The 14,696-nt window shown below is 69.0% G+C and carries 12 protein-coding genes; 4 read left to right on the top strand and 8 right to left on the bottom strand.

What is annotated here, in order from left to right; translation table 11 throughout:
• The first annotated feature begins 3 nt into the window (after positions 1–3).
• Positions 4–837: a transglutaminase family protein gene (locus NGB36_RS06260; protein WP_255919087.1), complete on the top strand. Its 834-nt coding sequence runs from the start codon at positions 4–6 to the stop codon at positions 835–837.
• Between the two features lie 12 nt (positions 838–849).
• On the opposite strand, the gene NGB36_RS06255 is transcribed toward NGB36_RS06260, so the two are convergent.
• From NGB36_RS06255 to NGB36_RS06220, 8 genes are all read right to left on the bottom strand, one after another.
• Positions 850–1,455: a response regulator transcription factor gene (locus NGB36_RS06255; protein ID WP_255919086.1), complete on the bottom strand. Its 606-nt coding sequence runs from the start codon at positions 1,453–1,455 to the stop codon at positions 850–852.
• Positions 1,456–1,528: 73 nt separating this feature from the next.
• Complete coding sequence (locus NGB36_RS06250; protein ID WP_255919085.1) at positions 1,529–2,743, bottom strand: sensor histidine kinase; 1,215 nt, start codon at positions 2,741–2,743, stop codon at positions 1,529–1,531.
• Between the two features lie 10 nt (positions 2,744–2,753).
• Positions 2,754–3,494, bottom strand: coding sequence for an ABC transporter permease (locus NGB36_RS06245; protein WP_255919084.1), 741 nt, complete (start codon positions 3,492–3,494; stop codon positions 2,754–2,756).
• Positions 3,491–4,456 (bottom strand): ABC transporter ATP-binding protein, encoded by a 966-nt coding sequence (locus NGB36_RS06240; RefSeq protein ID WP_255919083.1) that lies wholly within the window; start codon positions 4,454–4,456, stop codon positions 3,491–3,493. Before NGB36_RS06240 ends, NGB36_RS06245 begins: the two co-directional genes overlap by 4 nt.
• Before the next feature lie 119 nt (positions 4,457–4,575).
• Positions 4,576–6,807, bottom strand: coding sequence for a hypothetical protein (locus NGB36_RS06235; protein ID WP_255919081.1), 2,232 nt, complete (start codon positions 6,805–6,807; stop codon positions 4,576–4,578).
• Positions 6,808–6,981: 174 nt separating this feature from the next.
• Entirely contained in the window at positions 6,982–7,374 is a 393-nt protein-coding gene (locus NGB36_RS06230; protein ID WP_255919079.1) for a DUF6113 family protein, read from the bottom strand.
• Positions 7,375–7,376: 2 nt separating this feature from the next.
• Positions 7,377–8,279, bottom strand: coding sequence for an N-acetyl-1-D-myo-inositol-2-amino-2-deoxy-alpha-D-glucopyranoside deacetylase (mshB, locus tag NGB36_RS06225; RefSeq protein WP_255919078.1), 903 nt, complete (start codon positions 8,277–8,279; stop codon positions 7,377–7,379).
• Positions 8,280–8,336: 57 nt separating this feature from the next.
• A complete protein-coding gene (locus tag NGB36_RS06220) occupies positions 8,337–8,531 on the bottom strand; it encodes a hypothetical protein (RefSeq protein ID WP_255919077.1) in 195 nt (64 codons plus the stop codon).
• A gap of 378 nt (positions 8,532–8,909) precedes the next feature.
• On the opposite strand from NGB36_RS06220, the gene NGB36_RS06215 reads away from it, so the two are divergent.
• The 3 genes from NGB36_RS06215 (at position 8,910) to NGB36_RS06205 (ending at position 14,679) form a co-directional block, all read left to right on the top strand.
• A complete protein-coding gene (locus NGB36_RS06215) occupies positions 8,910–11,066 on the top strand; it encodes a S9 family peptidase (protein ID WP_255919076.1) in 2,157 nt (718 codons plus the stop codon).
• Between the two features lie 642 nt (positions 11,067–11,708).
• On the top strand, positions 11,709–13,592 hold the full coding sequence (locus NGB36_RS06210) for an ABC transporter substrate-binding protein (protein ID WP_255919075.1): 1,884 nt from the start codon (positions 11,709–11,711) through the stop codon (positions 13,590–13,592).
• Positions 13,593–13,731: 139 nt separating this feature from the next.
• A complete protein-coding gene (locus tag NGB36_RS06205; protein ID WP_255919074.1) occupies positions 13,732–14,679 on the top strand; it encodes an ABC transporter permease in 948 nt (315 codons plus the stop codon).
• The last annotated feature ends 17 nt before the right edge of the window (positions 14,680–14,696 follow it).

The raw sequence follows: 14,696 nt of genomic DNA, 5'->3' as shown, positions 1-14,696 counted from the left end.
AGCATGGACGAGGCCGGCCGTCGCCAACGTTTCTTCGAGGAGGTGCGTGCCGAGCAGCCGAACCTCGCACTGTTGTGCCTGCTCGTGGGCGCTGAGGCGGATCCGGAGTTCGGCACGCCCGAGATGGCGGCCTGCATGGACGAGCTCGACCGGCTTGCGGAGGCTGTGGTGCAGCACCGCGTCCCGGAGGATCCGCACGACTGGGCGGAAGCCCTCGCCGACGTCCTCGGCGAGGGCTACGGCTTCCACGGGCTGCAGTCGGACTACCGGCGCCTGGACTCCTCGCTGCTCCAGCACGTGCTACGGCGCAGGCGTGGGCTGCCGATCCTGCTGTCGGTGGTGTGGATGGAGGTGGGGCGCAGGCTGGACGCCCCGGTGTACGGGGTGGCGTTGCCCGGGCACTTCGTGGTGGGAATCGGCGATCCGGACGGGTCGCATGTGCTCGCCGATCCGTTCCGGGGCGGACAGCCACTGACCGTCGAGGACACCGAGCTGCTCGTCACCGGCGCCGCCGGCACCGCGCTCGCCCCCTCGATGCTGGAACCCGCGGAGCCGCTCGACATCATCGCCCGGATCCTCAACAACATAAGGGCCTGGGCCGCCGCGCGCCCCGAACACACCGGCGTGCAGCTGTGGGCGGTCGATCTTTCTCTGCTGCTCCCCCGCCATCCCGCACGGCTGCGCTTCGAGCGGGCCCAACTGCTCGTGCAGCGCGGGAAGTTCATCGACGGCGCCGTCGAGATGGAGGAGTACGCCCAGGTCGTGGAGGAGCTGGACCCAGCGGCCGCGGAAACCGTACGCCGGCGGGCCCGCGCGGCCCGGGCGATGCTCAACTGACCGCGCGGCCCGTCAAAGCCAGCCCTTCTCCCGTGCAATGCGGACCGCCTCGGAACGGTTGCGGGCACCGGTCTTCTGGATCGCCGTGGACAGGTAGTTGCGCACGGTGCCCTCGGAGAGGTGGAGGGCGGTGGCGATCTCTGCGTTGACCGAGCCCCCGGCCACGGCCCGCAGCACATCACGCTCGCGGGCGGTCAAGGGGTCGGCGCCCTCGGAGAGCGCAGCGGCCGCCAGCGTCGGATCGATGACCTTCTCACCGCGCAGCACTGCGCGCACCGCGTCGGCGAGCTGCGCCGCGGGGGCGTCCTTGACGAGGAAGGCGTCCGTGCCGTTCTCCATGGCGCGGCGCAGATAGCCGGGACGGCCGAAGGTGGTGACGATCACCACCTTCACACCGGGGAGCTCCTTGCGCAGCTGCGCAGCCGCGTCGATACCGGTCATCCCCGGCATCTCGATGTCGAGCAGCGCGACGTCCACCCCGTGCTCCCGGGCCGCCGGGACGATCTCGTCGCCGCGCGCGACCTGCGCAACCACCTCGATGTCGTCCTCGAGCCCGAGAAGCGTGGCCAGCGCCTCGCGGACCATCCCCTGGTCCTCCGCCAGCAGCACCCTGATCATGCGAGCAGGGTAGCGACTGGCCGCGCACCCGATCCGGGCCTGTGGACAACTGCCCGGGTCGGCCGCCTCTGGGTCAGCCTCGCGGGGAGGTGACCGCCTCGGTCTCCGTCTCATTCACCCTGCGCAACGGCACATACGCCTTCAGAGAGAAGCCGCCGCGCCCGGGCGAACCGGTCTCCAGGCGGCCGCCGGAGAGCAGCAGGCGCTCCTCCAGACCGTTCAGCCCATTCCCCATGCGGTGGCCACGCGCCGGGCCGTGACCGTCATCGACGACTTCGAGACGCAGGTAGCGGCCCTCGTCGGCGTCCCACACCTCGTCGAGCGCGAGATCGCAGCGCTTGGCGCTGCTGTGCCGCACGACGTTGGTCACGGCCTCGCGCAGCGCCCAGGCGAGCGCGCCTTCCTCCTCCGCTCCGAGCCCGGGGTACTGCTCCTGCGGCGGGCGGTCGAGTGACGGTGCGATCCTCGCCTCGACCCCCGCCGTGCGCAGCGCCGTGCGCACGCCCGCGAGCTCCACACCCAGCGTCGGCCGCCGGTAGCCGCTGACCGCCTCCCGCACGTCGACGAGCGCCTGGCGGCTGACCTGTTCGATGTCGGCGACCTGCTTGGCCGCGTCCTCCGGGCGGTCGGGAAGCATGCGGCCCGCCAGCTCGCTCTTGAGCGTGATGAGCGAGAGCGAGTGCCCCAACAGGTCGTGCAGATCGCGGGCGAGCCGCAGACGCTCCTCGTTGGCCGCCAGATGCGCGATGGTCTCCCGGGCGTCGCGCAGCTCGCGCATGGTGCGCCGCATCTGCGCGACGCCCATCATCGCCGCACCGCCCATCATCGCCGGAAGGAACTCGCCGGCCAGGACCCAGCCGCCGGCGCCCACCAGCTTGCCGAATCCCAGCAGCGACAGCGCCGAGAACGGCACCGCCCACCTCGCGCGCCGGTACGGCAGCAGAATGCCCGTCCCGATCGTCACGTAGACGAACAGCACCAGCCACGGCACCCCGAGCATCAGCGTCAGGACCCCCGCCGTCGTGTACAGCCAGGAGAGAATGGCGACCTGCCACCACGCCAGCGGGTCGCGGGGGCGTCGGCTGAGCACCAGGTAGTAGTACGGGACCAGGAAGGCCGCGAGCCCCAGCCAGCCCAGCGCGGTGGCCAACGGGGTGTGACGCCCGCTGACCAGGTCGCCGACCGTGGATGCCATGTACAGCAGGTAGACCGAGGTCCAGCACAGCTTGATCCACTGCTCCCGCCGGGTCTCCGGCGCGTCCCCCATTCCGAGGCGGGTCTCCCTCACGGTCACGTCCTCACGCCTTGCGGGTGTCCTTGCGGTACAGCCATGCTGCCGCACCTACGAAGATCACGAGATATGCGGCGAGGATCGCCATGTCCTTGACGTGCGGTGCATTGCCGAGCTCGATCGCCTGGCCGAGAGCGGTGTAGGGGTGGGTGGGCAGCCACTTGGCGGTCTCCTGCAGCCAGTGCGGGAAGATCGTGAACGGCATCCACAGGCCGCCGAGTATCGACAGGGCGAAGTAGACGAGCATGGTGAGCGGGCGCACGGCGTCACCGGAGGCCATGTAGCCGATGGCCACGCCCAGGGCCGCGAAGACGAGGCTCCCTGCCCAGATGGAGACCGTGAGCGCGCCCCACTGCCAGGCGTCCAGCCGCACGCCCTTGAAGGCGGCCGCCACTATCTGGACCATCACGATCGAGGGCAGGGTCACCGTGGCCGCCGAGGCGATCTTGGCTATGACGTATCCCCGGCCGGGCAGCGAGGTGAGCCGAAGCTGCCGTACCCACCCCTTCTCGCGCTCCTTGGCGATGCGCTCGCTGTTGCCCATCAGCACCGCCGTCAGGGCGCCGAACGAGGCCATGGCGACCATGTAGTACAGCGGCATGGTCAGGCCGGTGCCGCCTATCGCCGTGTCGTTCTTCGCCGGGCCGGCGATGAGCATGAACAGCGCCGACGGGTAGATCACCGAGAAGAACATGAACCGCTTGTTGCGCACGGTGCGGATGATCTCAAGCTTGACGAGCGTCTTCATCGGGCTGCCTCCTCGGCGGTCGCGGCGTCGGTGATCGCTATGAACGCCTGCTCCAGGCCAAGGCCGGAGACTTCCAGATTGCGGGGGTAGAGACCGAGCCCGTAGATCGCGTGTGTGGTCGCGTCGGCGTCGGTGGACTGGATGCGGACCGTGCGGCCCGAGACGGAGAGCGTGGTGAGGGACGGCAGCCCGCGGAGCGCGGCCTCGTCGATCGGCCCCTCAAGGTCGAAGACGATGCGACGGGCACCGGCCTTCGCCTTGATCTCCGCGGCCGAGCCGTCGGCGAGTATCCGCCCCCGGTGCAGGACGATCACCCGGTCGGCGATGGCGTCGGCTTCTTCGAGGTAGTGCGTGGCGAACAGGACCGTGCGGCCCTGGGCCGCCTGCTCCCGCATCTTCGCCCAGAAGGCCTGGCGGACGGTGACGTCCATGCCGGTGGTCGGTTCGTCGAGGATGATCAGGTCGCTCGCGCCCGCAGTGGCGAGGGCGAAGCGCACCCGCTGCTCCTGGCCTCCGGAGAGCTTGTTGACCATGCGGTCGGCTATGTCCTGGACGCCCGCGCTCTGCATCACCTTCTCGACCGGATAGGCGCGCGGGTGCAGGTCGCAGGCGAGCTTGACCAGCTCGCGGACCTTGACCTCCTCCATCAGGCCGCCGCTCTGCAGCATCGCGCCCACCTTGCCCCTGGCTATGGCACGCGCGGGCGTGGACCCGAAGACCTCGACGGTGCCCGAATCGGCGTTGCGCAGTCCGAGCAGCAGGTCGAGGGTGGTGGACTTGCCCGCGCCGTTCGGCCCGAGCAGTGCCACCGTCTCGCCGGAGTGCAGATTCAGATGGAGCTCCTGGACGGCCTTGACCTGTCCGTAGCTCTTGTTCACGCCCGAGAAGCGGACGACGGGTGTTCCCGTGTCACGTTTTGGCGGCGGCGTGGATGCGGATGTCGGTGCGGCTGTAGCGCTCATGGCATACAGCTTCGCCAACCCGCCCGCCCTCGCGGCAGTGCCGCCCGTCGTGTCCTGGGGATGACATCTGTCATCCCCAGGACGTGACATCCCAGCGGTGGATCCCAGCTGTCGGCGCGCTACTTCGCCACGTTGGGGATCGTCGCGATCTTCGTTGCCGCGGTCTTGCGCAGCTCCGGCATCATCGCCGACGCCACGTCCTGCGGGGTGACCGGCGTCTTGGAGCCGTCGCCGCGCACCAGTAGGACACCGTCGAAGGAGTTGCCGTACAGCTGCTGCAGCACCTGCAGGTCGAAGTGGAGCGTGAGCTGCCCCTGCGCGTCCGGGACGATCGTGAGGATCTTGCTCAGCGACTTCTGCGGGCTGAACGGGACCTCCTTCGTCCCCGCGACCACGGTGATCCTTCCGGACATCGCCGGATCACCGATCGTCATGATCGCCTTTTCGAGCGCGGCCTGCGTGACCTTGGGCTGCTGGACGGTCACCTGAAGCGGCACCGGTTGGTTCTGGCCGGTCTCGGCGCGCTGCGTGTACTCCGCCGTTATCTTCTGCGCGGCGGAGTTCGGATCGACGGCCTGGTAGGGCCTGCCCGGGACGGCGACCGGTTTGCCGTCGACGAACTTGACCATGCCGTCTGAGCCGGAGCCGGAGCCCGTGCCCGCCGTCAGCGTCTGCAGCGCGCTGCCCAGTTTGTCCTGGTCGACGGTGATCGCCGGTGCGACGTCGTGCGTTCCTCCGAAGAGTGAGCTGATCACGGAGATCGGGTTGTAGTCGCGGTGCGCGACCTCGCGGACCGTTTCGTCCGTGTCGATGCCGAGCCCGGCGAGCTGCGGGTCCAACTGCTTGGACTGGTTGCCGACCTCGATCTGCAGCGGTGCGGTGGCCCGGTTGCCCATAGCCGCATCCAGCGCCTTGACCGCGTCGTCCTTGCTCTTCCCGCCGATGTTCGTCCCCAGCACGACGGTGCCGTTGGGAACGTCCGCGTGGTCCATGAGCAGGCCCGCGCCGTAGGCGACAGCGAGCACGCCGACCAGGCCGGCACCCGCCAGCACCAGCTTGGAACGCCCCTTGGACGCCGGCTTGGCGCCCACCCCCCTTCGGGAGGACGAAGCGGAGCCCGCAGCCTGCGGCGTGAGGGGGTTCGCCCCCGGCGGGGGCACCGTGCGCACGCCGCTGATCAGCGTGTCGCCGGAGACGTGCGCCCCCGGGCCGTCGTCGGCAGCCGAGGACATGGACGACGCTGCCGACGCGTTCGGCACCTCGGGCGTCGGACCGGGCATATCAAACATTCTCGGCGCAGCGGGCGCACCCGGCACTCCCGGCACACCCGGCGAACCCAGCGGGCCGGGAGCCGCTGCCGGTGCGTCGGCCGCGGCGTCGGAGAGTGGGCGGAAGGACCCGGTGCCGCCGCTCGGCGGACGGTACCCGGGCCGCGGCGACTCCGTCGGCGTACGCAGCCCGCCCGTCATCGGGCCGACAGTGGGACCGGCGGGCGGCTCCTGCCCGGCCGCGGGTGACGTCTGCGTCGGGAACGGCACGCTGCCGGCCGGCGGCCCGGCGACCGGGCCCTGCTCCTGATCGGACGACGGACCCGTCTCCGGCGGCCACGGCGGAGCCGTGCGGGAGGGCGCCTCCTGCTCGACGGGCCCCGCGGGGTGCGGCACGCCCGCATTCCCGTTCAGGTACGGGATGTTGGGCTGACGCGGGACACCGGCGCCCGGGCCGCCCGTGGCCGACGGCATCCCGCCGGACGACGGGCCCCCGGATTCACCTACCGCACCGGACGATGCGGCTGAGCCGGACGAGCCGGACGCGCTCGGCGGCTTGCGTGGCGCGAACCAGTCGCTGGCGGGAGGCTTTTCCGTACCGCCGCCCGGCGCACCGGCCTCGGCCGCAGCCATACCCGCAGCCGCGCCCGCACTCGCAGCACCGGCAGCGCCCGCGGAACCGACGCCCGGTGGCGGCCAAGGAGCAGGCGCCTGCCCCGAGTCGGCAGAGGGCACCTCCCCCGCAGCACCCGCGCTGCCCTGGCTCTTCGCCGAGCCGTCCTTGCCCTCCGTTACCGGAGTACGCACCACCACCGGCGGAATCGGCCGGGAGCCGGGGATGTTGATCCGGATCCGGGTGGTCAGCGTGGTCTCGGTCTTCGGCCCATCGGGGCGGCGCTCGGCCGCGCCCGCGCTCTCCGCGGCCGCCCCGCTCCCTGCGGGGCCGTCACCGCCGCCCAGCGGATCCTCCTGCGGATGCAGCGACGGATACTGGCGCGTTCCGTACGGCGGGGTCCCGGACGGGTACGCGGCACCGCCGCGCCCCTGGGGTCCTGAGGACGAACTGTCAGTTTCACGGCTCAATGCAGGTTCTCCCGGTTAGCTTCGCCACCCGTCACGGCCATCCGCAGGCGGCTCGCCGGCGCGCACCACCATACTGGCCTGCGCCAGGCAGGGCCCCGGGACCGCCGATCCGAACCGATACCGATGCACGACCGATGCCCCGCCGGCGAGTCAGCTTCCGGGACGCAGCTCTCATCACTGCCCAAGTCGGGCGCCCCGCACACTCGGTGGCGGGCCCGATGGCGAATGACGCTGCACCGTAGCGCAGATCACCCCGGCGGCCATACCACCGAGCAGGAAGATGTACGGGCCGATTTCGGCGGCGAAGAGGAAGTCTCCTTCCGGCCGCGAGACGCTGAGGTACATCACGGTGAGGAACCACGCCACCAGGGGGACCACGGCGCCCAGTCGGCTCTCCATCAGCGTCCTGCCGCCATAGAAGAGCGCAGCCGTACCCACCAGGGCCAGGATCAAACCGCCGGGAAACCAGCCGTCCTGGACAAGCGCACCAGCCACCGCGACGAGACAGCCGAGCACGGCCAAACCGACATATCCGATGGACGAGATGAACGGGCGGTTACGCGACATCGTCACACCCCCAGCCCGGCGAACAGATCGTCCTCACGCGCGTCCGCTCCTCCGCCGGTTCCCGGCGTCCCCCGCACCAACCGGTAGTACTCGGTCGCGAAGACCGGCTGCCCGAGGTCGTTGGAGAGCGCGAAGAACGGCCCGTCCACCGCGATCTGCGTCGCGTGCGCCCGCATCGCCGCCGACTTCCGCTCCGCGTGGGCGCCTGCGTCGATCGCCGCCGTCACCTGAGCGTCGTCCAGGACGCCCGGCACGTCGTCGGCGGTGGCGATCCCCTCGAAGGGGAACGAACGACCGGCCGCCCGCAGCCGGCGGAAGCCCTCCTCGACGACGGAGCGCGGCACGCAGTTCCAGTAGATCTTGGAGATGGTGTGCGGCTCGCCGTCGCCGTGGGCCGGGTCGGCGGCGAGGTCGGCGGCGCGCATCGCGACCTGGTGTGCCTTGATGTGGTCGGGGTGCCCGTAGCCGCCGTTGGTGTCGTAGGTGACGAGCACCTGAGGCTGTACTTCGCGGATTACCTCGACCAGATCCCCCGCCGCCTCGTCCAGGTCGGCCTGCCAGAAGCAGCCCGGCCGCTCGTTCTGCGGAGCGCCCATCATCCCGGAGTCGCGGTAGCGGCCGGGACCGCCGAGGAAGCGGTGGTCGGTCACCCCCAGCTCCTTCATGGCCGCGGCCAGTTCCCCGATCCGGTACTCGCCGAGGATGTCGTCGCGGTCGGCCGCCAGATGGGCGAGGCCGGGCGGGATGACCTCGCCCTCCTCACCGAGCGTGCACGTCACCAGCGTCACCGCAGCGCCCTCGGCGGCGTACTTGGCCATGGTCGCGCCGTTGTTGATCGACTCGTCGTCGGGATGGGCGTGCACGAGCAGCAGACGGCGGAGTCGGTGGTCGGGCGGTTGGCTCATACCACGCAGGGTATGACGTTCCGGCCCGGATCCTGAATCAGCGCGGGTCAGCGCGGGTCAGAACTTGAAGCTGCTGATCATCCCGGCCACGTTCGTCGTCAGCTGGTGGATGGTGGGCGCGATGGAAGAGCTGGCGAGGTAGAAGCCGAGCAGCACGCAGACCAGCGCGTGGCCGCCCTTCAGTCCGGACTTGCGAATGAGAAGGAAGACGACGATCAGCAGCAGCAGCACCGCCGATACCGAAAGTGCCACAGCGGCTCACCTCCACGTACGCAAGGCCGGACCGTGCCGGCAGGTCATTACCCACCTACGCCCGACGATCATAACTTTCCGCGCGACCGCATACGTCGGTGCACGGAAGCACGTGGGGGCGCACGCATGTACGCACCCTCGTCCGCCAGTTGACGCATCGACAGCCCCGACCTGGGAGTAAGAGCGCGGCGGGCCGGCACATGCCGCCGGCCTCATGCGTACACGCCCTCGGAAGCGGGGCCGCGAGCCGTCCGAAACCGTCCGGCATGTGGGATCGCCAGGGATCACACGTGCGATCTTTGGCCACGCCCGTTTGCGGGTAACAGGCGCGCGTCGTCCCCGCGGGCAATCGCGCTCCGGACGAATACGCTCGGCGCCATGAGCGATCACGAGCAGCAGCCTCACGACGACGGCGACCACGAGCACGTGTCCTTCCCCCAGCAGTACGCCCGCACCCAGCGGTTCACGCTCGGTGCCCCCCGTACCTTCTCGGCCTCACCCGACGGCGAGCGCGTCGCCTTCCTGCGCTCCGCTTCCGGGACCGACCGGGCCACCATGCTGTGGGTGCTCGACGTCGGCTCCGGTACGGAACGCATCGCCGCCGACCCCCGCGTACTGCTCGCCGGTGCCGAGGAGGAGCTGACGGCCGAGGAACGGGCGCGGCGCGAGCGCAGCCGCGAGGGCTCTGCCGGTGTGGTCGGCTACGCCACCGACGACGCCGTGGAGTTGGCGGCGTTTGCGCTGTCGGGGCGGCTCTTCACCGCCGAGCTGCGGGCCGGCACCACCCGCGAACTGCCCGTGCCGGGGCCGGTGACCGACCCCCGTCCCTCCCCCGACGGCCGCCGCATCGCCTATGTGGCGACGGGCGCGCTGCGCGTCGTCGACGCTGACGGTACCGGTGACCGCCCGCTCGCCGAGCCGGCGGGCGAGCACGAGAGCTGGGGCCTGGCCGAGTTCATCGCCGCCGAGGAGATGGGCCGCTCCCGCGGCTTCTGGTGGTCGCCGGAGGGCGACCGGCTGCTGGCGGCCCGGGTCGACGACGCGCCGGTGCGGCGCTGGTGGATCTCCGATCCGGCCAACCCGGACCAGGAGCCTGCCGAGGTGGCGTACCCGGCGGCCGGCACGCCGAACGCGGATGTCTCGCTCGCCCTGATCGGTCTGGACGGCTCGCACACCGCGGTCGAATGGGACCGCGAGCGCTATCCGTATCTCGCGCGCGTCCACTGGTCCGCGGCCGGGCCTCCGCTGATTCTCGTCCAGGCGCGCGACCAGCGCAGCCAGGTGTGCCTGTCGGTGAACGCCGGGACGGGGGCGACGACTCCGCTGCACGCGGACGAGGATCCGGTATGGCTGGACCTGTTCTCGGGGGTGCCGGCCTGGACGCCCGACCGGCGTCTGGTGCGCATCGAGGACAAGGGCGGGGCGCGGGTGGTCGTGGTCGGCGACCGTCCGCTGACCGGAGCGCAGTTGCATGTGCGGGCGGTACTCGACGTCGCGGACGAGGACGTGCTCGTCGCCGCCTCCGCCGGGCCCGAGGCGGACGATCCGGGCACGGGCGAGGTGCACGTCTACCGGGTGAGCGCACAGGGGGCGTTCCGCCTCTCCGAGGAGCCCGGTTGTCACTCGGCCGTGCGTGGCGGGCCGTTGACGGTGCTCGCCTCCGCGGTGCCGGGCCGTCCGGGGGCGGTGGTCCGCGTACTGCGGGAGGGCAAGCCGGTCGCCGAGATCGCCTCGTATGCGCAGACCCCCGTGATCACGGCGCGGCCGCGGCTGGTGGAGGCGGGCGAGCGGCGCATCCCGGCCGCGGTGCTGCTCCCGTCCGGCTACCGGGAGGGGGACGGTCCGCTCCCGGTGCTCATGGATCCCTACGGTGGCCCGCACGGCCAGCGCGTCGTGGCCGCGCACAATCCGCATCTGACCTCGCAGTGGTTCGCCGACCAGGGGTTCGCGGTGGTCGTGGCGGACGGCCGCGGCACGCCCGGCCGCTCCCCGGCGTGGGAGAAGGCCGTGGCGGGGAACTTCGCCGGGGCCACGCTGGAGGACCAGGTCGACGCGCTGCATGCGCTGGCCGATGGGTATCCGCTGGACCTCACGCGGGTGGGTATTCGCGGCTGGTCGTACGGCGGCTATCTGGCGGCTCTCGCAGTGTTGCGGCGGCCGGATGTGTTCCACGCGGGCGTGGCGGGGGCGCCCGTCACCGACTGGCGTCTGTACGACACCCACTACACGGAGCGTTATCTGGGCGATCCGTCTCAGTCACCGGAGGTCTATACCGCCAACTCGCTCGTCGAGGGCGGTGAGTTGTCGGGCGCCACCGTTCCCGCCCGCCCGCTGATGATCATCCACGGCCTCGCGGACGACAACGTCGTCGCAGCCCATACGCTGCGGCTTTCCTCCGCGCTGCTGGCCGCGGGACGGCCGCATGAGGTGCTTCCGCTCTCCGGCGTCACGCACATGACGCCTCAGGAACAGGTCGCGGAAAACCTGTTGCTGCTGCAGGTGGCATTCCTGAGGCGTTCACTGGGAGTGGCGTAGCAGTCGGATGCACGACTGAATGCACGCGGAAAAACGGAAGGCCGCCGGGCGGACCTCCGCAAGTCCCGCCATTAGAGCACCACTCACAGTGGTGGCACAACTGGCACAGAGATTCGCGGCGCGCATACGCACCGGAATTTGACCGGTCAACAACTCGACAGCTACATGTCGGCCCGCGCCGGGTGCCACCCACTCCACCAGGGCGCCGCTGCACCGATGCCCGGTTTGCTGCCCCTTGATACGGTGCATGCAAGACCAGAGCGGGCCGGATGCCCGAGTGTCCGGATTACAGACCCTCAAACGGGTGACACCTCCTCAAACATCCTCAGATGTCACCACTTTGGGTGGTGACAAGGACTGGCAATCGGTCAAGTCATCCATTACATAAAGCCGAGCGTTATCAATCTTTAATCGATGGTGTGTCGACATGATCTGTGCATATCAGCAAGATGAGTCGCCAAGCCGTTGGAACCAAACTCTTGCGCCAGACCACCCCGCGGACGAGAACTTTCGCCATCGGATCGCGTCCGCCCGGGTCTGCGCTGCGGACCGGTCCGGCCGGTGGGGAGATCGATGCCACCGCCGGGCGAGCACGAGCGGCAGTCAACAGGCGACCTGTCATCTTGAGAAGTGGGGAAACTGATGAGAAGCGGGAAAGAACGGGTCATCGGGGGGATGGCGGTTCTCGCCGCCGGCGCACTGGCCCTCTCCGGGTGCAGCAGCAGTTCCGGGTCCTCCGCGGCTGGTACGGCCGCCACGGCCTACTCCTACGGGAGCATCCCCGCCGCCTCGTCGAGCGTGAAGCAGGGCGGGGTGCTACATGTCCCCGAATACCCCGGTTCGGCGCCCAACTGGATCTTCCCGATCACCCCGTCCGCCAACTCGTCCGTGTACGACATCGACCAGTTCCAGTACCTGAGCTGGCGGACACTGCTCTGGTCGCCCAAGGGGTCCAGCCCGGAGTGGGACTGGTCCCGCTCGATGACCGACGGCAAGCCGACCGTTTCCAACGGCGGCAAGACCTTCACCATCAAGCTCAACGGCAAGTACACCTGGAGCGACGGGACCAAGGTCTCGGCCAAGGACGTGCTGTTCTGGTTCGACGTCTACAAAGCCGCGCTGAAGGAGAACCCCTCGAACTCCGGGAACTACGTCCCCGGCCAGTTCCCGGACAACGTCACCTCCGCCACAGCCGTGGACGACCAGACCGTGTCCTTCACCTTCGACAAGGTCTACAACCCAGACTGGTTGATGGGTACGGCGTTCGCCCTGATCGTGCCAATGCCCGCCCATGCCTGGAGCAAGACCTCCGCCAACGGCCCCGTGGTCGACTACACCAACCCGTCGAACGCCAAGGCCATCTACGACTACCTCGCCGCCCAGTCGAAGGATCTGTCCACCTACGGCACCAACCCGCTGTGGCAGGTCGTGGACGGACCGTACAAGATCAAGTCATACAACACCTCCACCGGTGCAGCTGACTTCGCGGCCAACACCACCTACACCGGCGAGGGCAAGCCGAACATCTCCGAGGTGGATCTGCTCTCGTACACCTCTCCGACCTCTGAGTTCAACGATCTGCTCAGCGGCAAGCTCGACTTCGGCTACGTCGACACAGAGGACTGGCCACAGCTCAACAGGCTCAAGACCAAGAACTTCAACCTCTACGGCCTGCCCACCTTCGCGTTCAACGACATGTACTTCAACTTCAAGGACGCGACCGGCGGCTTCGACAAGGCCGTCAACCAGCTCTACATCCGCCAGGCCTTCGCCCACCTGCAGGACGAGGACGCCGAGATCAAAGGCATCTTCCAGAACAAGGCAGCGCCCGCGTACGGCCCGCTCGGCGTGGTGCCCAAGTCGCCGTACACCCCGGCCAACGCGCTGAAGAACCCGTTCCCGTTCTCCGTCGACACCGCCAAGCAGTTGCTGACCGGCCACGGCTGGACGGTCGTCCCCAACGGCACCACCACATGCACCAACCCGGGCACAGGCGCCAACCAGTGCGGTGCGGGTATCGCCAAGGGGCAGAACCTGGACTTCACGTTCTACTACGCGACCACCCCGAAGGTCATCGGGCAGGAGGTCACGGCCTTCGCTGCCAACCTCAAGCAGATCGGCATCAACGCCACCCTGAAGACCGACACATTCAACAACGTGTACTCCCAGGAAGACGACGCCTCCAACCCGAAGAACGACAACAACTGGGGCATGGCCGACTTCGGCGGCTTCACCCAGGACATCTACCCCACGACCGACAGTCTCTTCAACACCACCGGCACGTACAACGAGGGGGGCTTCTCCGACAAGACGATCGACGCCCTCACCAACAACTCGATGTACTCGCCCAACTCCAGCGCGCTGACTGCCGAGATCAATGGAGTGGACGCAGCCCTACCGGCCATCTTCCAGCCCAACCCGGACACCATTGTCGCCTGGAGCCCCAAGCTCTCTGGCTCCCCTGACGCCTTCGCAGCGACCACCCAGACAATGCTCAACCCGGAGGACTGGTACTTCACCAAGTAGTCCGGAAGCCCGCACCGCGTCAGCCCGGCCCGCTCAGCTCCGCTCAGCGAAGCCGGGCGGGCCTGCGCGGTAACCGGGTATTCCCCAAAAGCAACCAATCCTCCCACACGCATAACGCTATGAAGCAGGAGATCCGGATATGGCCGGCTATCTCATCAAACGCCTGGCCACGGCCATCGTCGTGGTCTTCGGCATCACCCTCGTGACGTTCTTGATGCTGCACATCGTCGCTCCGTCACCGGGTCAGACCGTGCTCGGGCCCAAGGCCTCACAGGCAGCCATCCGCGCCTACAACCACGCGAACGGATTCGACCGCCCGTGGTACGAGCAGTTCGGTACGTACCTGAACCATGTACTGCACGGCAACTTCGGCTGGTCCTACAAGACCAACCAGTCCGTCAACGCGATCTTCGCCGAGAAGGCTCCGCTCAGCGCCTTCCTTTCCGGAGTCTCCCTCATCGTGGCAGTGGCCATCGCCATGCCGCTCGGGATCTACCAGGCGGTCAAGCGCAACAGCATCGGCGACATCACCGCGACCACGCTCGCCTTCGTCCTGTACTCGATGCCGGTCTTCATGGTCGCCCTGCTCATGATCCAGGTCTTCGCCCTCAGTCTGGGATGGGTCGACCCCAACGTCTCGCAGGACCAGTCGCTCAGCGGCGCGTTGAACGACTGGAAGGACCTGATCCTGCCGATCGCCGCGCTCGCCACGACCGCCGTCGCCTCGTACTCCCGCTACCAGCGATCGTCGTCCCTCGACGTTCTCGCCCAGGACTTCATCAAGGTCGCCAGGGCCAAGGGGCTCTCGAATCGCCTGGTCTACTCGCGCCATCTGATCCGCAACGCTTCCCTGCCGATGATCACGCTCATCGGGCTCTCCCTGCCCGCGCTGATCGCCGGCAATGTGCTGATCGAATACGCTTTCAACATCAACGGGCTCGGGCTGCTCTTCGTCAACAGCCTCCAGAACGACGACTACAACGTCCTGCTCGGCTACACGCTGCTGACGGCCGTCCTCACCGTCGTCGGCAACCTCATCGCCGACCTCGCGCTCACCGTCTCCGACCCGCGGATCAGGCTGGTGTGACCCATGACCCGACTGAT

The organism is Streptomyces humicola (genome assembly GCF_024436035.1).
In the GTDB taxonomy this organism is placed as follows: Bacteria; Actinomycetota; Actinomycetes; order Streptomycetales; family Streptomycetaceae; genus Streptantibioticus_B; species Streptantibioticus_B humicola.
The sequence above is the reverse complement of the archived record's forward strand: the minus strand, read 5'-3'. Positions and strand labels throughout refer to the sequence as shown.

Bases quoted from the DNA above. Each gene is read 5' to 3' on its own strand.
- NGB36_RS06245 (WP_255919084.1), bottom strand. From the start codon at position 3,494: ATGAAGACGCTCGTCAAGCTTGAGATCATCCGCACCGTGCGCAACAAG.
- NGB36_RS06210 (WP_255919075.1), top strand. From the start codon at position 11,709: ATGAGAAGCGGGAAAGAACGGGTCATCGGGGGGATGGCGGTTCTCGCC.
- NGB36_RS06230 (WP_255919079.1), bottom strand. From the start codon at position 7,374: ATGTCGCGTAACCGCCCGTTCATCTCGTCCATCGGATATGTCGGTTTG.
- NGB36_RS06240 (WP_255919083.1), bottom strand. From the start codon at position 4,456: ATGAGCGCTACAGCCGCACCGACATCCGCATCCACGCCGCCGCCAAAA.
- NGB36_RS06260 (WP_255919087.1), top strand. From the start codon at position 4: ATGGACGAGGCCGGCCGTCGCCAACGTTTCTTCGAGGAGGTGCGTGCC.
- NGB36_RS06215 (WP_255919076.1), top strand. From the start codon at position 8,910: ATGAGCGATCACGAGCAGCAGCCTCACGACGACGGCGACCACGAGCAC.
- NGB36_RS06205 (WP_255919074.1), top strand. From the start codon at position 13,732: ATGGCCGGCTATCTCATCAAACGCCTGGCCACGGCCATCGTCGTGGTC.
- NGB36_RS06255 (WP_255919086.1), bottom strand. From the start codon at position 1,455: ATGATCAGGGTGCTGCTGGCGGAGGACCAGGGGATGGTCCGCGAGGCG.
- mshB (WP_255919078.1), bottom strand. From the start codon at position 8,279: ATGAGCCAACCGCCCGACCACCGACTCCGCCGTCTGCTGCTCGTGCAC.